An 18,177-nucleotide genomic window follows, 5' to 3' on the forward strand; every position below is an offset into this window, starting at 1 on the left:
CAATCAAAGCTTGGCGCGTACCGTTCTGAAACGTGAGGCCGCCACGCGTTCATTATTTCGTCGGCGACGGGGGCGTTCACACCACGCCTGTTGCCAACCAAAAGGGATTGCTCGCCGTTGTGCCGTACGGTCCCGATACAAGATTGCTGAAAACCTGGATCTGCAAAGACGACACCCAATCGGTCAGCCGATTTCGACACAGCAAAAATTTGAACCGCCGCTGAACACGCTTACCTAACGATTAGCTTGTGACGAATTGCACAGGCGATTTGCCAATATCGGCATACTCCGAGAGGTGGGCAACGTGGCTAAAGACGAGAAGAAAAGCAAAGGTGACGCTTCGAAAGCCAGCAAGGAATTGAAAGACAAAAAGTCCTCACCCGCAAAAAAATCCGCAGCAGCATCGGCTCTTTCAAAGTCTTCCGAGAAGAAAGACAAGAAAAAAGAGGCCGAACCGAAGAAATCTGTAAAAGCCGATCCAAAGAAGTCTGTAAAAAAAGCGGATAGCAAGCCAGAAAAGGCGAAGAAGTCAGAAAAAACCGAGAAGTCAGAGAAGACGCCGAAAAAGAAAAAGTGATACCTGCTAGGGCTTCATGCCCTAGCTTCTTCACGCGGGTTTGTCTTCGATAAAGGCGGCGGCTCAAAAGGCCGCGCGCCAATCCCGAGTTGCCATCCCATCACGCAGGGCTCCCTGCAAAAAAAACGGCCTACGGTTGCAGCGTCCGTTTCCATGAACGCCATCAACCTATCCGCGGCAGTCGATACAGGATGACCAGCCGAAAATCCCGACTGCATCGCTATTCACCTCTGAGCCCATCGCCTCGATGGCCGCCTTGTTTTTGCTTGGCCGCGTTGAATGACCTCAACGCCTGGTAAGGCAATGTCGAATCCGTTTTTTCAAACGACCTGAAAGCCTTCCTCATATTGAAATGTTTAAAGTGGTTTAATGTTTATGTCGACCCGCGATGGAATCGCAACGGTCGGCTTTCCATTGACCTCTTTCATTGATTCACCCAAGGAGCTACACCATGCAAGGAAGTATGAAGTTCAAGCACCTCGCGTTTCTGTTGATCCCACTCGTTGCCGCCTGTACCACACCGGATAGAAACCGCGAATCGGCAGTCATTGCCCAGCCTCAGCCACAGCAGGCGTTGCAGTTCGACAACTGCGCGGTGGGCTGTCCGGCCGGCGGCAGCCCTCTGACGTTGAACCGTCAGGCCTACACGCTGAACAACAACGGCTCGACCAAGTTTGCCAACTGGGTCTCGTACAAAATCACCAAGGACACCCCGGCGAGCGGACGCCCGCGCGATTGGAAGACGGATCCGGACATTCCGGCCGGGGAAACGCTCGACCCGGTGGATTACAACGGCGCGAATGTCGCGCTCAAAGTCGACCGTGGCCATCAGGCCAACCTCGCCTCCATGGCGGGCGTGCCTGACTGGCAGACGCTCAATTATTTGTCCAACATCACCCCGCAGAAGTCCGACCTCAACCAGGGGCCCTGGGCGCATCTTGAAGATCAGGAGCGCAACCTCAGCAAACAGGCGGGCGTCGACCAGGTGTATGTCAGCACCGGGCCGCTGTATGAGCATTTTGTCGGCACGCTGCCGGGCACAAACAAGGTGCACACCATTCCCAGTGGCTACTGGAAAATCATCTTTGTCGGCAGCTCGCCCGAAAACGGTGTGTACGCATCGTTTGTGATGAACCAGGAGACGCCCAAGGGTGCCAACTTCTGCGACTACCAGGTCACCGTGAACCAAATCGAAGAGCGTTCGGGGCTGACCTTCTGGAGCAATTTGCCGCAGCCGGTGCAGGCTGCGCTGAAGGCGAAGCAGGGCCAGTTGCCGGGCCGTATCGGCTGTAAATAACCCTCACACAAAGCGCCTATGCGGAGCAAAACGCGTAGGCGCTTTCGCAGGGCAGACCGGACCGTTGGTCTGCATAACCCAACACCCACTGAACCCCAGGTTGCCGACAGTCCTCCACACCCCTGTGTGTTCTGAAAAGACAATGAGGTGTGTGGCATGAAAGCGATCAGGATTGAGCGGTTCGGCGGCCCCGAGGTCATGCAGCTACGCGATGTCGAAGTGCCGGAACCGAAAACGGGCGAAGTGCTCGTGAAGAATTTTTTTGTGGGTATCAACCCGGTGGACTACAAGATTCGCCAGGGCCAATACCCCGAGGTCAAGCAGGACAAACTGCCGTTGACCCTGGGCCGCGAAGTGGCCGGTGTGGTCGAGAAGGTCGGGCAGGGTGTCAGTGATTTCAAACCGGGCGACCGGGTCTTTGCAATGATCGGCGCCGATGGCGGCTACGCCGAATATGCCCGCGTGCCTGCCGCGCATCTGGCGCGCATTCCGGCCGCGCTCGATTGGCCGGTCGCCGCCGGTGTGCCGCTGGCGGGCCATACCGGCTGGCAGGCGTTGGTGGAGCATGGCCACATCGAGCAGGGGCAAAAGGTCCTGATCCACGGTGGCACCGGCGGTGTGGGGCACTTCGCCGTTCAATTTGCCAAGGTCAAGGGCGCGCAGGTCTACGCCACGGCATCCACCGACAGCCTGGCGTTTTTGCGTGAGCTGGGCGTGGACCGTGCGATTGACTACAAGACCGAGCGTTTCGAAGACATCTGCCAGGACTTTGACCTGGTCATCGACTTGATTGGCGGCGATACGCAAGCGCGCTCATGGCAGGTGCTGGGCGAGGGCGGGCGGCTGGTGTCGACCCTGACCCAGCCCGATGCCCATCATCCGCAGGCCGCGGGCAAGACCGGTACGCGGTTTACGGCGGCGCCGCGCGGTGAAGAGTTGACCGAGATTGCCGGGTTGATCGAGGCGGGCAATGTGCAGGTCTATATCGCCAGGCAGTTTGAGCTGGCGGCGGCAGTAGAGGCATTGGACTTTCTGGCCAACGGGCATGTGCACGGCAAGGTTGTCCTGCACGTGAGCGATTGAGGAGGCTGCATGAGCGATCAGTTGAAGCGACCTGAAGGCGCCCCTACCGGGCAGAAAGTACGCCCCGAGACGGCGAAACGAAATGACAAATCAGAAGACCCGAATGTCGCCCGGCCCTGGGAGCCTGATGTCAATCAGGGCGCAGTTGCCCCCGGCGGACCGTCGAAGGATCCAGAGTCGGGTGCATGAGGCAAGCCAGCCCTGCCGTGACAGGGCTGGCGGCTGACTAGTTGCGCATCGCCCGCTGTATTCGCATCCATTCTTGATGCGCGGCGGCGCGTTGTCTGTCGGCGGTCTGCTTGGCCTGGCTGAAGCGTGCCCAAGTCGCCGTGTCACCGCTGTAGGATTCGATGATGTTGTAGGCCGCCGCTTCGAGTCGATCGGCTTCGAAAAACATCTCGGTGGTGTGCGCGATTTGGTCATCCCACGCCTGTCTCGTGGAGTATTGAAGGGTTTGACGGGTCATTGCGTGAGTTCCTCCATCCATTGAATCTCTGCTGCGCTGTTCCAGCGCACGTGAGTAATTCCATATTGCTCGGCCATCGGCTTGGAAACGCGCTTGAGCGTGTTCTGGCCAAATTTGGGTATCACTGCGACGCCGGCGTCGCAGCTGGCCCAGTGCCAGGCCTGGGCGTTGTCCATCTGCGGCGCGCGAACGATGAAAGACTTCGGCACCCCGTGAAGCTGATACTCGATGGTAAATAGATCGCTCGCTTTCATGAGGCCTCCTGTTGCTCATGAAGTACAGATATTTGGCGTCAAAGAAGATTCAAAAAAGTTGTCTGACAATTCGATGGCCGTGCTGGTGACACTCGCAGGTGTCAGTCGTCCACGGTAAAGGTCACCCAACCCGGGCCGTCATTCGCCCTTTCGATTTCCATAATGACGCCGCCAATCGAGGTGCCATCCGGCAGGTTGACCGCGACAAAGTTGGGGTGACCGGGCCATTGCAGGGGCTTGTCGAAGCTCAGGCGCGCAATCGTCGGCTTGCCGCTGCTGGTCAATTGGATGTTCACCGACTCATTGAGATGTTCGTCTGAGCCGGTTCCCAGGTGACGTGATGCAGTAATGACGCTGGCAATACCTTGATAATCGTAGGACATAACGGGCTACCTTCTGTGGTGACTGCGAATTCAACAGTGTCGATTTTTGACCCTGCTGTTCATTCGATAGTTGCGCGCAAGTCAGACCAATGTGCACACACGGCGCCCGCGTCGCCCTGAACCGGGTCTTGCTGTGGAAACGCCAGGCCGGCAATGCTCTGCAGCTGCGCGTCGCTCGGTGCCTCGCGGCCTATATCTGCGTGCTGGCCGGGCGGGTAGGCGCCAACCACCTGAAAGTCTTCACTGCAACCGAGATTGCAATGACCGGTACCGGCCGGAAGCAGCAACACGTCGCCTGGCTTCACCGACACCACGTGGCCATTGGGCCCGCCGAGCATCAGGCGAGCATGACCACGGGCGACGCCCAATACCTCATGCCCTTCGCAATGGTAGTGATGGTAGTCGTAGACCCCGTCCCGCCATTGTGGCGGCCAGCCGTTTGCCGAAAACGTCTGTTCAAACAGCGCCGCCGGATCACGTCCTGTTACGGGGATGGCGTCTGGGTAAATGATCACCGGCAAGCGCGGGTTGTTCGGCACCCAGCCGTTGCGTTCGAGCAGCAAGGTCTTGACCGTACCTGCCGATGGATGCGCGTTTTTCATGCCGTGTTCTCCTGCACGCAATAACAGTGCAAAGCCGCTGAGCGCCAGTGTGGCGCGCCGATAAACTATCTGAGCGGCCACCGCCTAGGGACGTTCCAGAAACTTTAAACCTTCGTGATAAGCGAGGTGTCGATAGCTGGAGACACTTCGCCAGGTAGAGGGAACGTCAATGATAGGGATTGTGATACCTGCCCATAACGAGCAAAGGCACATCAGTGATTGCCTGGCTTCGGTGCTGCTTGCCATTGAACATCCGGCGTTGCAAAACCAGCGCGTCGAGGTCCTCGTGGTGCTGGACGACTGCTCGGACCAAACCGGCGCGCGGGCAACCGCACTGGGCGTGGCAACGCTTGACGTCTGCTTTAGAAACGTCGGCCAGGCCAGGGCCGTCGGTGCAGAGCAACTGCTGGAGGCCGGTGCCCAATGGCTGGCCTTCACCGATGCCGATACGCTCGTGCCGCAGGATTGGCTGGTGCGCCAGCTCGCGTTCGGCGCCGACGCGGTGTGTGGCACCGTCGAAGTGGACAGCTGGAGCGAGTACGACGAAGTCGCACGCTCTCGATACCTCGCCCTCTACCAATTTGTCGAAAACCATCGGCATATCCATGGCGCCAACCTGGGCCTGAGTGCAGACGCCTATCGCAACGCCGGTGGGTTTCAGCATTTGGTTGCCCACGAGGACGTGCGCCTGGTGGCCGACCTGGAAAGGACCGGCGCGCGAATTGCGTGGACGGCCACCAACCCGGTGATCACCAGTGCGCGCCGCGATTACAAATGTCGCGGCGGGTTCGGCGAATACCTGGCTTCGCTCATGCCTGGCACGGGCCACGTGGTGAGCGAGCCCTGCGCGAGTGCAAACGTCACGCTCGGGGCCGGGTGACCTCGGGTGCTTATCGACTGGGTGCAATGGCCCGCGATGGTCGTGACGGTGATCTCGGCCTGGTTCATCGGCTCTCAACGGCCTCGCCGGCGCATGTTCGCGTTTTGGGGCTTCATCCTCAGCAACGCCTTATGGGTGGCTTGGGGCTGGCACGCGAATGCCTATGCGTTGATCGTGCTCGAGTGCACGCTGCTGGGCATGAACGCGCGCGGCTTCAGGAAAAATCTGCGCACACACCGGGCGTCTGAATGACCCGGATTACTGATTCTGGAAGTTCTTTTTAAACCCGCGCAGGTTCATCAAGCCCAGGCAGATTTGCAGCACGATCAGCGCATAGGCATCAGCGTAAGCGCCCCAGACAACCCACAGAACATTGCTCAAACAAAAGCACACGAACCCCGCCATTCTGCGCGATGGGCGCTGAGAGCCGATCAGCCACGCCGCCAGAACCGTCACCAGCATTGCTGGCCACTGCACCCAATCCAGATTACTCAAACCCGCTTCCTTAATTGCCAGACCTTTAAATAGGAAGAGGGCGGGTGGGATGAATGATTCAGTTTTTTTAACCCGCGTAACGTCCTGACCACTCGTCAGCTATTGAGCCTAATAGTTGAACGAGCGCGGCTGCGCTCCGGCCAGATAAATCATGTGTGGACCGATAACAGTCTGACGCCTGGCAAGGCCTTGCGCTTTCACCCCCCTCACTAACAGGTAAACGATGATGAAGACGTTACATAGATGCTTGGGGCTGTGCAGTGTGTTGATGCTTCACGGCTGTTTTGACAGCGCCAATAACACCACCAAGGACAACACCAGCGGTAGCAAGTCCTCGGTGCAGATGCAGGAAGGCAAGTCACAGGAAAGTCAGTAAACCCGTGAGGGGCCGGGCTGTCGCGAGCAGCCTGGACTGCACCGCTTACAATGATAAAAAGGGTGATCGCGATGAATTGCCTCATTTGTGTGGGAGTGGCCGAACGGGTTTCCTGTGACGGCCCGTGGGAAGAACGCGACTGCCCGGACTGCGGGCGTTATCGGGTGGCAGACGAACTGATCCTGGCGTTGATGGACAACGGCCAGATCTTCGATATTGCCAAGACGCGTGACTGGCTGCACAGCCGGCGTGCCGAGGGCACTACACCGTGCATTCAATTGCATGAGGCGCTGCTTGTGTTGTGAGGGCGACGGGCTTTAGTCGCTGTGGTCTTGCCCCGTATCGCAGTCTGATTACAGGCCGCTTTGCCGTGCCCGCCGGAGCAGGTCGCGCGCATGGTCCACACGCAACAGCAGGTTCATAGGGTTCTGGTCGATGATGATTTGCGCCACGATCAGCCCACTGATCATCGGCGCGGTCACCCGCCGGTACCTGCCAGCCACCCACGTGCCGCTTCAGCACGTCCAACAGCAACAGGTCAGTTTGAGTGCCAGCTGCACTTGCAGCGCGCGGCGTTATTGTGCGCAACCCAGATACAGTTTCATGGGAGGTTTTGTTTAGGAACGATGGAGGCGGGCGTTTTTTTCCTGAAGGGACGGCGGATTGACGTGTGATACGTAAAAGTCCAGTATGGAATTATAAGTACAAAAAAATGCGTCAACCCTGCTTTTATTTCTTCACGCTTGCCAAACCAACAATAACTTGCGAGACCTCAACCATGAAGAAACACACGCTTATCACCGCCCTGGCCTTTAGCCTGCTCGCTTCCAGCCATGTGCTGGCGGCCGAAAAAACCTTGCGCATCGGCATTGAGGCGGCGTATCCACCGTTCGCCTCCAAGACTCAGGATGGCAAGATCGTCGGGTTCGACTACGACATCGGCAACGCCTTGTGCGCGCAGATGAAAGTCAAATGCGTGTGGGTCGAGGGTGAATTCGACGGTCTGATTCCTTCCCTCAAAGTGAAGAAAATCGACATGGCCCTGTCGTCCATGACCATCAATGAAGACCGCAAGAAGTCGGTGGACTTCACCCACAAATACTATTTCACCTCCTCACGCCTGGTGATGAAGGACGGCGCAGCCGTGGATGACCAGTACGCCAGCCTCAAGGGCAAGACCGTCGGTGTGCAGCGCGCCACGACCACCGACCGTTATGCCACCGAGGTGTTCGAGCCCAAGGGCATCAACGTCAAGCGCTACAGCAACAACGAAGAAATCTACATGGACCTGGCATCAGGGCGCCTCGATGCGATCTTTGCCGACACCATCCCGCTGAGCGACTTTCTGTCGGTGCCACGTGGCAAGGGCTATGCCTTTGTCGGCCCTGAACTCAAGGACCCGAAATACGTGGGCGAGGGCGCCGGGATTGCGGTACGCAAAGGCAATACCGAACTGGTCGGCGAGCTGAACGCGGCCATCGACGGTATCCGCGCCAATGGCGAGTACCAGAAGATTTCACAGCAGTATTTCAAGTCCGACATCTACGGCGACTGACGCCTCAAGCCGGCGTGCCGACTCCCCGCAGGGGCCGGCACGCCGGCTCGTGCGACGGGTCAGCCCTTCAATTCCTTGAGGTGTTTGTAAACCGTCGCCCGTCCCATGCCCAGCACATTCGCCACATAGTTCGACGCGCTCTTGCCCTTGAACGCGCCTTCGGCATGCAGCGCCAACACCAGCTCGCGCTTGTGGTCGCGCGTCAGCAGATTCAGGCTCAACTGGCGTTCGCGCATCCACGCATGCAGGAAGGTGTTGATCCGTTCCTGCCAGTCATCGCGAAACAGCGAGTCCGGCTGCGGGATCAGCTTGCTCGGCGACAGAAACAGGTCCAGCGCCGCCTTCGCGTTTTCGAACAGCGAGATATTCAGGTTGATGCACAGCACGGCAAGCCGGCGCCCTTTTTGGTCGTGCAGCACGGTGCTCAGGCTGCGGATTTTCTGACCGTCCCAGTTGAGCTTTTCGTACGGGCCGATGTTCACTTCGCTGACGTCATCGCTGAGCATCTCCTCCAGCGACGAGTCGTCACCGATAGCGCGTTTGGACAGGTTGTTGGCGATGTAATCGACCTTTTGCGTGCGCAAGTCATGCAGCACCACTTCGGCATGGGGGAAGAACAGCGTGGCGATCGCATCGGCGATCGCGCGAAAATTCTGCATGACTTTTTCTTGCTCGGCGGTGTTCATCAATGCGGCTCCAGGCGGACGGGCGAGAGCATACCAGCGTCCAGGCCGAACCGCGTCAGTGGCTCCGGCAACGGGTTACCGCGCACCAGGGCCGCGCTCGCCTGGCCCATGGCCGGTGACGTCTGGATGCCATAGCCGCCTTGCGCCGCCACCCAGAACAGCCCCGGAACCTGCGGATCGAACCCCGAGAGCAAATCACCGTCGTGGACAAAGCTGCGCAGGCCGGCCCAGGTGCGGGTCGGGCGGCGGATGGTCAGGGTGGTGGCTTCTTCGATCTGGTAAATGCCCATGGCAATGTCCAGCTCCTCAGGCTGCACATCCTGTGGCTCGACCGGGTCGGCGTTGGCCGGTGAACCCAGGAACATCCCGGCGTCGGGTTTCATGTAGAAGGCTTCGTCCAGCGCCACCAGCATCGGCCAGTGGTGGGTGTCCACACCCTCGGGCCCGGCGAAGATAAACGCCGAGCGGCGCTTGGGTTGCAGGCCGATGGACGCCGCGCCGGCCAGCCCGCCGATATGATCAGCCCAGGCGCCGGCGGCGTTGATGATGACTGGGGCGGTGTAGGTCGCGTCCTGGGTGCGCACATGCCACAGGCCGTCGGCGTCACGGCTCAAGCCCAGTACGTGGCTGTCGGTGCGCACGTCGCCGTGGTTGCGACGGATGCCGCGCAAATAGCCCTGGTGCAGGGCGTCGGTATCGATGTCGCTGGCGGTAGGGTCAAAGATCGCGCCATGGACTTTCTCCCGCCGCAGGATTGGCAAGCGTGCGCAGGCCTCGTCGGCACTCAGCCGCTCGACTTGCGGCACGGTGGCCTTGGCGCTCAGGTATTGGCTGTTGAGTTCCACCGGGTCGCCAATGAAATCCACGGTCATTTCACCGCGGGGCGTCAGCAGTGGATGTTCGCAAAAGCCAGGCGGCGGGTTGTCGAAAAACGCACGGCTCGCCAAGGTCAGCGCGCGCACTTGCGGGGTGCCATAGGCGGCGGTGTAGAGGGCGGCCGAGCGCCCGGTGGAGTGATAGGCCGGGTGGTTTTCGCGCTCCAGTACCAGCACCTTGCCGTGCTGCGCCAGCCAGAAACCGGTAGAGGCGCCAGCAATGCCGCCGCCGATAATGATGAAGTCTGCAGAGTTCATGAACGTCTCCTCAAAAGGCGGTTAGCGCTGGATCTGGTACAGGGCATTGGCCAGTGCAATGTCTTCCAGGCCCAGGCCGATGGAGCGGAAAAACACAGGGCGGTCGTAGTCCGGGCGCTGCGCCATGTCGCTGAGCAGCTCAGGCAAGTCGCCGCCGATGGTGCGCTTGTCCCAACCGTGCCGTTCGCCGGCGATCAGCATTTCGCCGGCCGCGCCTGGGGTGGTCTGGCGATAGTCGCAGAACACGTGCATGTGCTCCAGGCATTCGGCGGCACTTCATGGGCGCGCGGCGCGTTGGTGCTGATGGAGGTGATCAGCGCGGGTTTGCGCAAGCGTGTCGGGTCGATCACAGGTATTGCCGAGGAGGTGCAGAGCAGGATGACGTCGGCGTCTTCCAGGGCGGCTTCACAGCTCGTGGCGAGGGTCAGGCGCGGGTCCAGGCCCTTGAGGTGGGCGAGGGTGTCGGCATTCGCGCGGCCAAGGCGTGGCGAATACAGGCTGATGTGCTGCCAGTCGCGCAGGTTCTGCACATAGCGCACGTGCGCCTGCGCAACCTTGCCGCTGCCGATAATCGCCAGGCGCCGCGCGGCCGCCGGTGCCAGCGCGTCCACCGCCAGCGCAGTGGTAGCCGCGGTGCGCGCAGTGGTCAGTTCGGCGGCATCGCAAAGCAACAAAGGCTGGCCGGTGCGCATCGACATCAACAGCGTCCATGCGGTCACCAGCGGCCCTTGCTCGCGCACGATGTAGGGCGAGGTCTTGACCCCGTAAACCCCGTCTTCGGCCAGCACGCCCAGGTAGTTGATAAAGTCGCCGGCGCCTTGCGGGAACTCCACCAGCTGTTGCGCCGGCTGTACCGCAAGCCCTGCGGCCAGGTCGCGAAACAGCTTGCGCAGGATGTGAGGCACATCGATTTGCGCAAGTAATTCGTGGGCCTGGGCCTGGTTGATCACGTGAGGCGTGCTGGGCATGGCTATCTCCGCGGATAAACTGATTTGTCCATTATGGACTTATAATTCTGTTGAGCAATATCCGCCTGCAAAAAAGCAAGCGCACCGTAGCGGCAGGTACACGCCCATGCCTTTAATGAGCGCCTGGCCGGCCGAGGGGTGGTTGGCCCGCTGATTCATGCGAAAGGGTGTTATGGATATTTTGAGTAAGGAATGTATTGCCAGCGTCACGCTGTTTGATTTGAAGGTCTCAGAGGGCGAGCTGATGGTGTTTGCCGATTGCATGAGAATTGTGATGGAGCACTGCACCGATTCCCAGGTTGCCGACATGACGGTGTGTGAATCGAAGGAAGAGCTTGCGTACTTTCTTTTAGGGGTGACGGATGTACTGAAGGCGATGCAGAGGCAGGAATATTTGCCTGATCGGTTTAAATCCTAGCGGGTGTGTGGGCGGCCAATACCCGAGTGAAGTTTAAGGTGGACTCATGTGGGAGCAGGCAAGCCAGCTCCCACAGTTTTACTGAATTCAGGCAGGCGATTTGGTGGGGTTCAGGCACTCGATGGAGCGGTCTACGGTTGTCTTGGCCATTTCCAGCAAATGCCACACCGCCAGAATCTTCGCCCGCTCGGGGCTGGGCAGTCGCTCACTGCAATTGAGTGTTGTGGCCGAAGCGCTGTCGAGCAAGCTGGAAGTGTAGAGCAGGGCGTCTTCGAAGCTCAGGTCTTCGATTTGAACGCCTTGGGCTGGCAGGTAATGGTCGATGGCGCGGTTGAAGGCGGCGCGGTCTTTAGTGGCGTTGTGGGGTGGATCGGGGACGACTTTTTTCATGGTGTAACTCCACATGATTGGAGCTGACATCCGTCGCGACTAAACGAGGGTGGCGGCTGTACGCAGGTTAGTCGACCGGCCACATGGAAAACCGGCGCACCCGGAGGTGCCCTACGCACAGCCACCATAAAACTTCACGGAGGACCATGCGCCATATGAGACCCGAGCGACTAAACCCGATCACTGATAAGCAGTGACGGACCGCAGACTAGCCATCGATTCGAGCAGGCACAAGGCGGCAGGAATTGTCTAGGAAACGTCCTGCAATTTAAAGAGACACGCCCTGCTGGCCCTTCAAAAACCATGACTGAATGCCACTAACCCGCCCATCAACGGTGGTGGTGAATAGCTTTTTGTAGGTGCTTTTCCCCTGCGACGTAGGCAGCTTCTGAAATATCACTCAGCCTACCCAGGCTTGTGTGCGGGGCGTATCCGCTTGCTTATATTCCGACGCCAACTTCATTGCATCCAGGGATGTGAGGCATGGCGCAGGGCTATATCAACGACCGCACCACGGACTACAACGGCTTGAAATCCCGGTTGATGGGCAGTGCCCCGAGTCGGCAGCGTTCCGACCATTTCGACGTGCTGAACAGGCACCTGCGGCCTGGGCTGGTGATGCCTGGGCAGTTGGTGATTGTTCCCGATCCCTACAGCGTGACCTGTTCGATGGAAGAGGCCTGGCTGGTACGCCGGGCCGAGGCAATTCGTCGGGAGTTGGACGCTGGCGCCGGACCCCAAGTCGTCAATAACTATGACCTGCTACAGAGTTTTTTGGGGTACGGCTCGTTGGGCGTGGGCAGCGCGACGTCAGCGTGGGCCCGGCATCTGGATGAAGTGGCGCAGACCCTGGAGGCGATTGAACAGCTGCATCAGCGCCTGAAAAACACTGGTTTGGACCGTGAGGCGTTTCTTCGCCAGCGTAAGGCGTTGTTCGGGCTGCTGGACGCCCAGCTGCAAGGTGCGGCGCGATTTGGCACCGGGTTGCAGGGCAATCAGGCGCTGAAGAAGGTGTTGGGGATTTCTACCAAAAGCTATCTGCAAAAGGGCGAGATCGCCGGGTATGCGCAGCGGATGCGGGATATTGTGCAAACGTCGAAATGGTTGGGCAAGGGCGCGTATGTGGGATTGGCACTGGACGTGGGCGTGGCAGGGCTGGAAATCAAGGAGGCGTGTGTGGCGGGGCGGGAGGCGCAGTGTCGGCGGGCGAAATATGTGGAGACGGGGAAATTGATGGGAGGGGTGGCGGGGGCTTATGGCGCAGGGAAGCTGGGTGCAACATTAGCCCGTAGCGGCTGTAGGGTTCTTTTGGGCATAGCGGCTAAAGGTAACGGTGCGCTGGCCTGCGCAGTGATCGGCGGCGCTGCGGGCGGGTATGCGGGAGGAAACGTATTCGGCACTGGCGGTGCGTTTCTGGGCGGGAAGATCGAAGAGATCGACGGTGATTTGATCTTTCAACCAGAGGGCGCTTAAGCATGGATTTTCAACTCATCCTGGCAATCTTTTTATTTGCAGGGGCGTTTGTTGGCGCGGGACTCACTTTATATGCTGAGTGCACAAAGCTCGAAGCCCTGGAAAGCTACTTCAGCGAGAACAAGGTGGTCTGCGACAACAAACGCTTTTGGGGCAGAAATAAACACATCGACAGGTTTCATCGCATGCTCGTGATCAATGGCCTGTTGGCAATGCCTAAATTTCACATTAAAAGAGGGGAGGTAACCGAGGCTGAACTGGCGTCCGTGCCCTTGTCCCTAAAGCGTTGGGCGTTGTGGCCGTATCGTTTTGGAATGGTATGGTTTGCCGGCTGTATGCTTTGGTCCATTTTGTATGGCTGGTAGCCCGGGACGCACCACGTTTCTGGCGGCATTCTCACGGGTGCTTGACACTGGCGTCGCGGCTAAAGAAAACGGTGCGCTGGCCTGCGCAGTGATAGGCAACGTATTCGGCACTGGCGGTGCGTTTCTGGGCGGGAAGATCGAAGAGATCGACGGTGATTTGATCTTTCAACCAGAGGGGGCTTAAGCATGGATTTTCAACTCATCCTTGCAATTTTTATGTGTGCAGGTGTGTTCGTGTTCTCGGGGCTCACTCTATACGCTGAGTACACAAAGCTCGAAGCCCTGGAAAGCTACTTCAGCGAGAACAAGGTGATCTGCGACAACAAACGCTTTTGGGGCAGAAATAAGCACATCGACAGGTTTCATCGCATGCTCCTGATCACTGAACTGTTGGGGATGCCTAAATTTCATATCAACAGAGGGGAAGTAACCGAGGCTGAACTGGCGGCCGTTCCTTTGTCCCTCAAACGCTGGGCGTTGTGGCCGTATTATTTTGGGATGATAGTGGCTGCCAGCGGTGTCCTCTGGACCCTTTTGTACGGTTGGTAGGCCCGGGGGCACACCGCGCCCCGGGCTGCATTCCCACGCGGGAGCGTGGGAGCCCTCTCTCAGCGCATATGCAAAATAATCGGGCTGCTGCTCGCCGGGTCCGTATGCCCGCGCAGCGTGTTCACCGCCGCGGCATCGACTGCGCCTCCATTGTTGCCCCACGTACCCCGCACGTAAGTCAGCACCTGCGCGATTTCCTCATCCGACAGCTGCTCCCTGAACGCCGGCATCCGGTAAGCATCCGGCACACCGGCGGTCACGATCCGTTGTGAGCCATTGAGCGTGATGTTGATCGCCGAGGCATTTTCCTTGGCCAGTGCCGAGGTGGCGCCCGCCAGCGGTGGCATCCACTCCGGCTGGCCCTTGCCGTCCAGGCCGTGGCAGGACGCGCAGCGGGTCGCGTAGGTATGGGCACCCGGTACGTCCGCAACCGCGTTGACCGCCTGATACTGCCACGGCGAACCGTCGCGCTGCGGGTCGCCGGGCAAGGATTTGAGGTAGCGGGCGATGGCGTTCAAATCCTCATCGCTCATGAACTGCGTCGAGTTGTTGAACGCTTCGGTCATCGAGCCATACACCACCGCGTGCTGGTTACGCCCGGTCTTGAGGAACCGCACGATCTCGTCCTCACTCCAGCGGCCCAGCCCGGTGTTGTGGTCCTGGCGCAGGCTCGGTGCATACCAGCCATCGAGCAGGCCGCCGGCCAGGTAGGGCGCGCCGGACTCGTCCAGTGCTTTCTCGTTAAAGGCCAGGCCGCGCGGCGTGTGGCAACTGCCGCAGTGCCCAGGGCCTTGGACGATGTAGGCGCCACGGTTCCACAGCGCGTCCTGGGCGGGTTTGGCCGCGTAGGTGGCGTTGGGTGCGAACACGCCGTTCCACAGGGCGATGGGCCAGCGCATGTTAAGCGGCCAGGGAATGCCGCTTTCGATGTTGGGCTGATTGGCCGGCTCCACGCCTTGCATGAAAAACGCGTACAGCGCACGCATGTCGTCATCGCTGAGCTTGGCGTAAGACGGGTAGGGCATGGCCGGGTAAAGCCTGCGCCCACCCGGCGCGACGCCGTGGCGCACTGCGCGGTCGAAGTCGGCCGGCGTGTAGGCGCCAATGCCGGTGTTGCGGTCAGGCGTGATGTTGGTGGCGTGAATCGCGCCCAGCGGCGTGGCCATCTCCAGGCCGCCAGCGAACGGCGCCTTGCCCGGCAAACTGTGGCAGGCCACGCAGTCGCTGACGCGGGCGACGTACTCGCCGCGGCTGACCAGTGTCGGGTCGGCTTTGGCGGCAGGTTGTTGATCAAAAGGCGAGGCGGGCTCGCGGGTCACGTACCAGGCCAGTACGCCTGCGGCGACCGCGCCGGCCAGCACCAGCCAGCCTGCGGTTCTAGCCAATCGTTGGTTGTTCATGCGCGTTCCTTGTCGGTCAGGCGAAAGTGTATCGGCTCAAAGGCAGGCTACGAATGCGCTGGCCGGTCAGGTGCGCGACTGCATTGGCAACAGCCGGCGCCACTGCAGGTAACGGCGGTTCGCCGATGCCACCCATTTTTTCACCACTCTCGACGATCTTGACGTGCACCTGCGCCATCCGCGACATAGGCAGGATCGGGTACAGGTCGTAGTTGCGCGCCCGTGGTTTGCCGTCCACGTACACCGCTTCCTCCAGCAAGGTTTGCGACAAGCCCAGGGCCACCGCGCCATTCACTTGTGCTTCAACAATCGCCGGGTTGACGATGCTGCCCGGGTCGATGGCTTCCCAGATGTGGTGCACCTTGACCTGACCGTTTTCGATCGACACCTCGGCGACCACCGCAGCGTGGGAGCCGAACGGTGAGGCCATGGCCACGCCACGCGCGCGGCGGCTGCCGTCTTCTGCGGTGTAGGGGCCGCGCTTCCAGCCGCCGGACAACTCGCCCACCGCCTGCAGCAGCGTGGTCAGCCGCGGGTTATCGCGCAGCAAATGCAGACGCAGCTCGTAGGGGTCTTGGCCGCCTTTGTCGGCCAGCTCATCGAGGAAGGCTTCATAGAAGAAGTCATTCAGCGAATTGCCCACCGAGCGCCAGTAGCCGAGCATGGTCGGACCTTTGACGTAGATCTGCGCGATGCGTTTGTTGGGGATCGCGTAGCTTTTGCCCGACAGCCCTTCGAGGGCCGTGGGGTCGATTTTGTCGCCCTGTTTACCGGCGATGGCTTCGCTGGGGCCTTCGGTGGCACTCACCGCTTCAATGGCTACCGGCAACCCTTGCGCGTCCAGCGCGGCGCGGAACTTGACCACGGCGACCGGGCGCAGCACATCGCGCAGGAACTCCTCTTCACGGCTCCAGATCAGCTTGACCGGGCGACCGACTGCCTTGGCCAGCGCGATAGCTTGCGGGTAAGGGTTGGCGGAGTCATACAAAAAGTGCCGGCCGAAAAAACCGCCCAGCAGCGGTGAATGCAGGGTGATCTTCGCCGGGTCGAGGCCGGTGCGTTTGGCGATATCGGCGCGGAACATATCCGGCGCCTGGTTCGGCAGCCACACCTCCAGCGTGCCGTCGGGGTTGAAGCGTGCCAGGGCAGAAGGCGGCTCCAGCTGGGCGTGGTTAACGTACTGGTTATGGTAGGTGGCTTCGACTTTGGTTTTGGCGTTGGCCAGCGCGCCGGCTACATCGCCTTCATTTTCATCGTCGCGGGTGGGGCCTTGCTGGGCGGCGAGGAAGTCACGGTACTTGTCGCTGGAAAAATCCGCCGGCATCGCGCGTACGGTCGAATCTGCAGCGGCTTCCAGCCATTCCACCTGGATCGCCTCCACCGCGCGCTTGGCGTGCCACCAGCGCTCGGCCACCACGGCCACGGCGCCGGGCAGTTGATGCACCGAGTGCACGCCCTTCATGGCTTCGACCTGTGCCTGATTGCGCAGGCTGCCCACGGTCATGCCCAGGCGTGGCGCGTGCTGGACGGCGGCGTGGAGCATGCCGTCAACTTTCAAGTCGATGCTGTATTGCGCCTTGCCGGTGGATTTGTCGTAGGCATCCAGGCGTTTGACCGGCTTGCCGATCCAGCGGAATTGGCTCGGGTCGCGCAGGGTGATGGTGGCCGGGTCGGGCACCGGCATGTCCAGGGCGCGCCCGGCCAGCTCACCGTAGCCCAGCGAGCGGCCGGAGGCGGCATGCACCACGCGGCCGGGTGTTGTGGTCAGTTGCGCGACCGGCACACCAAGCTGCTCGGCGCCGGCCTGCAGCAGCATCGCGCGGGCCAGGGCGCCGAGGCGGCGCATGGTCGGGTAACTCATGCGCACCGACATGCTGCCGCCGGTGATGCGCATGCCGTTTTCCATCACCACATACGCATCGCCGGGCGGCGCGGCCTCGACGAGGAAGGTGGCGGGGTCGGCGTCCAGCTCTTCACCGACAATCTGCGCCATGGCGGTGTGAGTGCCCTGGCCGCCTTCCATGAAGGGGCTGAGCAAACGCACGGTGCCATCAGGGCGAATCTCTAAAAACGCCGGCACCTGGGTGCCGCGTTCTGCCGCGTCGGGCGTGGCGGCGTAGGCCCTGGGCGTGCCCAGCGGCAGGCCGAAGCCAATGACCAGCGCGCCCACGGCGGTGCTGGCCAGGAAGCGGCGCCGGGACAGGTTGATCGGTTCGCCCAATGGCGTGTCGAGGAGGGCGTTGCGCGTGTTCATCAGGCGCTCTCCTGCCGGGCGGGCTGAACGGCCAGGTCATGCACCGCTGTGCGAATGGCGTTATAGGTGCCGCAGCGGCACAGGTTGATCATCGCCGCCTCGATCTGCGCATCGCTGGGCGCCGGGGTGTGCTTGAGCAGCGCAGTGGCGGCCATCACTTGCCCGGACTGGCAGTAACCGCATTGCGCCACCTGATGCTCGACCCAGGCCGCGACCACGCGCTTGCCCACGTCATCGGCTTCGATCGCCTCGATGGTGGTGACCTCGTGGCCAACCACACCCGCCACTGGCGTGACGCACGAGCGCACCACGTTGCCGTCCACCAGCACCGAGCAGGCGCCGCACTGGGCCAGGCCGCAGCCGTATTTGGTGCCGGTCAGCCCCAGGTCATCACGGATCACCCAGAGCAGCGGCGTATCGGCGTCGGCATCGACCTCGTAGGATTTCTGGTTGATACGTAATTGCATGGTTCACCTGCTGATCATCGGTTGGTGTGGCTTTTTTTATAAGTTGCCCATCGTTGCACTCTAGACCACGGCGCAACAGCTATCGATCCAGTCATCGACAACTCGG

Annotated in this window: 25 protein-coding genes and 1 pseudogene; 13 read left to right on the top strand and 13 right to left on the bottom strand. The window is 60.4% G+C overall.

The genetic code is table 11. The features are described from left to right. The first annotated feature begins 295 nt into the window (after positions 1-295). From ABWL43_RS11030 to ABWL43_RS11045, 4 genes are all read left to right on the top strand, one after another. Positions 296-577 carry a hypothetical protein gene (locus ABWL43_RS11030; RefSeq protein ID WP_404488395.1) on the top strand — a complete coding sequence of 94 codons (282 nt, stop codon included), beginning with the start codon at positions 296-298 and terminating at the stop codon, positions 575-577. A gap of 451 nt (positions 578-1,028) precedes the next feature. Then, positions 1,029-1,874, top strand: a complete 846-nt coding sequence (locus ABWL43_RS11035) for a DNA/RNA non-specific endonuclease (RefSeq protein ID WP_404487673.1) — start codon at positions 1,029-1,031, stop codon at positions 1,872-1,874. Positions 1,875-2,030: 156 nt separating this feature from the next. Next, on the top strand, positions 2,031-2,957 hold the full coding sequence (locus ABWL43_RS11040) for an NADP-dependent oxidoreductase (RefSeq protein WP_404487674.1): 927 nt from the start codon (positions 2,031-2,033) through the stop codon (positions 2,955-2,957). Positions 2,958-2,966: 9 nt separating this feature from the next. After that, positions 2,967-3,146: a hypothetical protein gene (locus ABWL43_RS11045; protein ID WP_404487675.1), complete on the top strand. Its 180-nt coding sequence runs from the start codon at positions 2,967-2,969 to the stop codon at positions 3,144-3,146. Positions 3,147-3,183: 37 nt separating this feature from the next. Here the strand turns inward: ABWL43_RS11045 and ABWL43_RS11050 are convergent, their stop codons facing one another. The 4 genes from ABWL43_RS11050 to ABWL43_RS11065 all read right to left on the bottom strand — a co-directional run bounded on the left by ABWL43_RS11050 (position 3,184) and on the right by ABWL43_RS11065 (position 4,662). Next, on the bottom strand, positions 3,184-3,423 hold the full coding sequence (locus tag ABWL43_RS11050; protein ID WP_145163554.1) for a hypothetical protein: 240 nt from the start codon (positions 3,421-3,423) through the stop codon (positions 3,184-3,186). Continuing rightward, positions 3,420-3,677 carry a DUF6555 family protein gene (locus ABWL43_RS11055; RefSeq protein ID WP_145163556.1) on the bottom strand — a complete coding sequence of 86 codons (258 nt, stop codon included), beginning with the start codon at positions 3,675-3,677 and terminating at the stop codon, positions 3,420-3,422. Before ABWL43_RS11055 ends, ABWL43_RS11050 begins: the two co-directional genes overlap by 4 nt. A 101-nt stretch (positions 3,678-3,778) precedes the next feature. Then, positions 3,779-4,060: a hypothetical protein gene (locus ABWL43_RS11060; RefSeq protein WP_145163558.1), complete on the bottom strand. Its 282-nt coding sequence runs from the start codon at positions 4,058-4,060 to the stop codon at positions 3,779-3,781. 59 nt (positions 4,061-4,119) lie between these two features. After that, a complete protein-coding gene (locus ABWL43_RS11065; RefSeq protein WP_404487676.1) occupies positions 4,120-4,662 on the bottom strand; it encodes a cupin in 543 nt (180 codons plus the stop codon). A gap of 169 nt (positions 4,663-4,831) precedes the next feature. Here ABWL43_RS11065 and ABWL43_RS11070 point away from each other — a divergent pair, with 169 nt between their 5' ends. Both ABWL43_RS11070 and ABWL43_RS11075 read left to right on the top strand, forming a co-directional pair. Beyond that, positions 4,832-5,542 carry a glycosyltransferase gene (locus tag ABWL43_RS11070; RefSeq protein WP_404487677.1) on the top strand — a complete coding sequence of 237 codons (711 nt, stop codon included), beginning with the start codon at positions 4,832-4,834 and terminating at the stop codon, positions 5,540-5,542. A 36-nt stretch (positions 5,543-5,578) separates the two neighbouring features. After that, positions 5,579-5,794, top strand: coding sequence for a hypothetical protein (locus ABWL43_RS11075; RefSeq protein ID WP_106580020.1), 216 nt, complete (start codon positions 5,579-5,581; stop codon positions 5,792-5,794). A 6-nt stretch (positions 5,795-5,800) separates the two neighbouring features. Here the strand turns inward: ABWL43_RS11075 and ABWL43_RS11080 are convergent, their stop codons facing one another. Further along, entirely contained in the window at positions 5,801-6,037 is a 237-nt protein-coding gene (locus tag ABWL43_RS11080; RefSeq protein ID WP_262206176.1) for a hypothetical protein, read from the bottom strand. Positions 6,038-6,484: 447 nt separating this feature from the next. Here ABWL43_RS11080 and ABWL43_RS11085 point away from each other — a divergent pair, with 447 nt between their 5' ends. Next, a complete protein-coding gene (locus ABWL43_RS11085; protein ID WP_262206174.1) occupies positions 6,485-6,718 on the top strand; it encodes a hypothetical protein in 234 nt (77 codons plus the stop codon). A gap of 48 nt (positions 6,719-6,766) precedes the next feature. Here the strand turns inward: ABWL43_RS11085 and ABWL43_RS11090 are convergent, their stop codons facing one another. Further along, positions 6,767-6,895 carry a hypothetical protein gene (locus tag ABWL43_RS11090; protein ID WP_262206172.1) on the bottom strand — a complete coding sequence of 43 codons (129 nt, stop codon included), beginning with the start codon at positions 6,893-6,895 and terminating at the stop codon, positions 6,767-6,769. Positions 6,896-7,191: 296 nt separating this feature from the next. Between ABWL43_RS11090 and ABWL43_RS11095 the strand changes: the two genes are divergently transcribed. Then, a complete protein-coding gene (locus ABWL43_RS11095; RefSeq protein ID WP_404487678.1) occupies positions 7,192-7,968 on the top strand; it encodes an ABC transporter substrate-binding protein in 777 nt (258 codons plus the stop codon). Positions 7,969-8,027: 59 nt separating this feature from the next. Here the strand turns inward: ABWL43_RS11095 and ABWL43_RS11100 are convergent, their stop codons facing one another. From ABWL43_RS11100 to ABWL43_RS11110, 3 genes and pseudogenes are all read right to left on the bottom strand, one after another. Then, a complete protein-coding gene (locus ABWL43_RS11100; protein WP_262206170.1) occupies positions 8,028-8,654 on the bottom strand; it encodes a transcriptional regulator in 627 nt (208 codons plus the stop codon). After that, a complete protein-coding gene (locus ABWL43_RS11105; RefSeq protein WP_145163568.1) occupies positions 8,654-9,787 on the bottom strand; it encodes an FAD-binding oxidoreductase in 1,134 nt (377 codons plus the stop codon). The genes ABWL43_RS11100 and ABWL43_RS11105 overlap by 1 nt, the downstream gene beginning before the upstream one ends. 21 nt (positions 9,788-9,808) lie before the next feature. After that, positions 9,809-10,755: pseudogene (locus ABWL43_RS11110) on the bottom strand (ornithine cyclodeaminase family protein). A gap of 172 nt (positions 10,756-10,927) precedes the next feature. Between ABWL43_RS11110 and ABWL43_RS11115 the strand changes: the two are divergent. After that, on the top strand, positions 10,928-11,173 hold the full coding sequence (locus ABWL43_RS11115; RefSeq protein ID WP_404487679.1) for a hypothetical protein: 246 nt from the start codon (positions 10,928-10,930) through the stop codon (positions 11,171-11,173). 87 nt (positions 11,174-11,260) lie between these two features. Here the strand turns inward: ABWL43_RS11115 and ABWL43_RS11120 are convergent, their stop codons facing one another. Continuing rightward, the gene (locus ABWL43_RS11120) at positions 11,261-11,563 is read right to left on the bottom strand and encodes a DUF6124 family protein (protein ID WP_124417032.1); all 303 of its coding nucleotides are present in this window, start codon (positions 11,561-11,563) and stop codon (positions 11,261-11,263) included. 483 nt (positions 11,564-12,046) lie between these two features. Here ABWL43_RS11120 and ABWL43_RS11125 point away from each other — a divergent pair, with 483 nt between their 5' ends. From ABWL43_RS11125 to ABWL43_RS11140, 4 genes are read left to right on the top strand one after another with little or no spacing between them, the layout of a single operon-like run. Then, entirely contained in the window at positions 12,047-13,036 is a 990-nt protein-coding gene (locus ABWL43_RS11125; RefSeq protein WP_404487680.1) for a hypothetical protein, read from the top strand. A gap of 2 nt (positions 13,037-13,038) precedes the next feature. Then, the gene (locus ABWL43_RS11130) at positions 13,039-13,401 is read left to right on the top strand and encodes a hypothetical protein (protein ID WP_404487681.1); all 363 of its coding nucleotides are present in this window, start codon (positions 13,039-13,041) and stop codon (positions 13,399-13,401) included. Beyond that, entirely contained in the window at positions 13,391-13,585 is a 195-nt protein-coding gene (locus ABWL43_RS11135) for a hypothetical protein (RefSeq protein ID WP_124417036.1), read from the top strand. The genes ABWL43_RS11130 and ABWL43_RS11135 overlap by 11 nt, the downstream gene beginning before the upstream one ends. Positions 13,586-13,587: 2 nt before the next feature. Further along, positions 13,588-13,950 (top strand): hypothetical protein, encoded by a 363-nt coding sequence (locus ABWL43_RS11140; protein WP_242200109.1) that lies wholly within the window; start codon positions 13,588-13,590, stop codon positions 13,948-13,950. 59 nt (positions 13,951-14,009) lie between these two features. On the opposite strand, the gene ABWL43_RS11145 is transcribed toward ABWL43_RS11140, so the two are convergent. From ABWL43_RS11145 to ABWL43_RS11155, 3 genes are read right to left on the bottom strand one after another with little or no spacing between them, the layout of a single operon-like run. Beyond that, entirely contained in the window at positions 14,010-15,350 is a 1,341-nt protein-coding gene (locus tag ABWL43_RS11145) for a c-type cytochrome (RefSeq protein WP_404487682.1), read from the bottom strand. Between the two features lie 16 nt (positions 15,351-15,366). After that, positions 15,367-17,604, bottom strand: a complete 2,238-nt coding sequence (locus ABWL43_RS11150) for a molybdopterin cofactor-binding domain-containing protein (RefSeq protein WP_404487684.1) — start codon at positions 17,602-17,604, stop codon at positions 15,367-15,369. Then, entirely contained in the window at positions 17,604-18,071 is a 468-nt protein-coding gene (locus tag ABWL43_RS11155) for a (2Fe-2S)-binding protein (RefSeq protein ID WP_262206161.1), read from the bottom strand. Before ABWL43_RS11155 ends, ABWL43_RS11150 begins: the two co-directional genes overlap by 1 nt. Between the last annotated feature and the right edge of the window lie 106 nt (positions 18,072-18,177).

This window comes from Pseudomonas sp. HT11, from assembly GCF_044875395.1.
GTDB lineage: Bacteria > Pseudomonadota > Gammaproteobacteria > Pseudomonadales > Pseudomonadaceae > Aquipseudomonas.

Coding starts and splice junctions, on each gene's coding strand:
- ABWL43_RS11100 (WP_262206170.1), bottom strand. CDS start 8,654: ATGAACACCGCCGAGCAAGAAAAAGTCATGCAGAATTTTCGCGCGATC.
- ABWL43_RS11140 (WP_242200109.1), top strand. CDS start 13,588: ATGGATTTTCAACTCATCCTTGCAATTTTTATGTGTGCAGGTGTGTTC.
- ABWL43_RS11050 (WP_145163554.1), bottom strand. CDS start 3,423: ATGACCCGTCAAACCCTTCAATACTCCACGAGACAGGCGTGGGATGAC.
- ABWL43_RS11055 (WP_145163556.1), bottom strand. CDS start 3,677: ATGAAAGCGAGCGATCTATTTACCATCGAGTATCAGCTTCACGGGGTG.
- ABWL43_RS11150 (WP_404487684.1), bottom strand. CDS start 17,604: ATGAACACGCGCAACGCCCTCCTCGACACGCCATTGGGCGAACCGATC.
- ABWL43_RS11045 (WP_404487675.1), top strand. CDS start 2,967: ATGAGCGATCAGTTGAAGCGACCTGAAGGCGCCCCTACCGGGCAGAAA.
- ABWL43_RS11095 (WP_404487678.1), top strand. CDS start 7,192: ATGAAGAAACACACGCTTATCACCGCCCTGGCCTTTAGCCTGCTCGCT.
- ABWL43_RS11115 (WP_404487679.1), top strand. CDS start 10,928: ATGGATATTTTGAGTAAGGAATGTATTGCCAGCGTCACGCTGTTTGAT.
- ABWL43_RS11135 (WP_124417036.1), top strand. CDS start 13,391: ATGGCTGGTAGCCCGGGACGCACCACGTTTCTGGCGGCATTCTCACGG.
- ABWL43_RS11070 (WP_404487677.1), top strand. CDS start 4,832: ATGATAGGGATTGTGATACCTGCCCATAACGAGCAAAGGCACATCAGT.
- ABWL43_RS11130 (WP_404487681.1), top strand. CDS start 13,039: ATGGATTTTCAACTCATCCTGGCAATCTTTTTATTTGCAGGGGCGTTT.
- ABWL43_RS11035 (WP_404487673.1), top strand. CDS start 1,029: ATGCAAGGAAGTATGAAGTTCAAGCACCTCGCGTTTCTGTTGATCCCA.
- ABWL43_RS11085 (WP_262206174.1), top strand. CDS start 6,485: ATGAATTGCCTCATTTGTGTGGGAGTGGCCGAACGGGTTTCCTGTGAC.
- ABWL43_RS11120 (WP_124417032.1), bottom strand. CDS start 11,563: ATGAAAAAAGTCGTCCCCGATCCACCCCACAACGCCACTAAAGACCGC.
- ABWL43_RS11040 (WP_404487674.1), top strand. CDS start 2,031: ATGAAAGCGATCAGGATTGAGCGGTTCGGCGGCCCCGAGGTCATGCAG.
- ABWL43_RS11155 (WP_262206161.1), bottom strand. CDS start 18,071: ATGCAATTACGTATCAACCAGAAATCCTACGAGGTCGATGCCGACGCC.
- ABWL43_RS11125 (WP_404487680.1), top strand. CDS start 12,047: ATGGCGCAGGGCTATATCAACGACCGCACCACGGACTACAACGGCTTG.
- ABWL43_RS11105 (WP_145163568.1), bottom strand. CDS start 9,787: ATGAACTCTGCAGACTTCATCATTATCGGCGGCGGCATTGCTGGCGCC.
- ABWL43_RS11145 (WP_404487682.1), bottom strand. CDS start 15,350: ATGAACAACCAACGATTGGCTAGAACCGCAGGCTGGCTGGTGCTGGCC.
- ABWL43_RS11060 (WP_145163558.1), bottom strand. CDS start 4,060: ATGTCCTACGATTATCAAGGTATTGCCAGCGTCATTACTGCATCACGT.
- ABWL43_RS11075 (WP_106580020.1), top strand. CDS start 5,579: ATGGTCGTGACGGTGATCTCGGCCTGGTTCATCGGCTCTCAACGGCCT.
- ABWL43_RS11065 (WP_404487676.1), bottom strand. CDS start 4,662: ATGAAAAACGCGCATCCATCGGCAGGTACGGTCAAGACCTTGCTGCTC.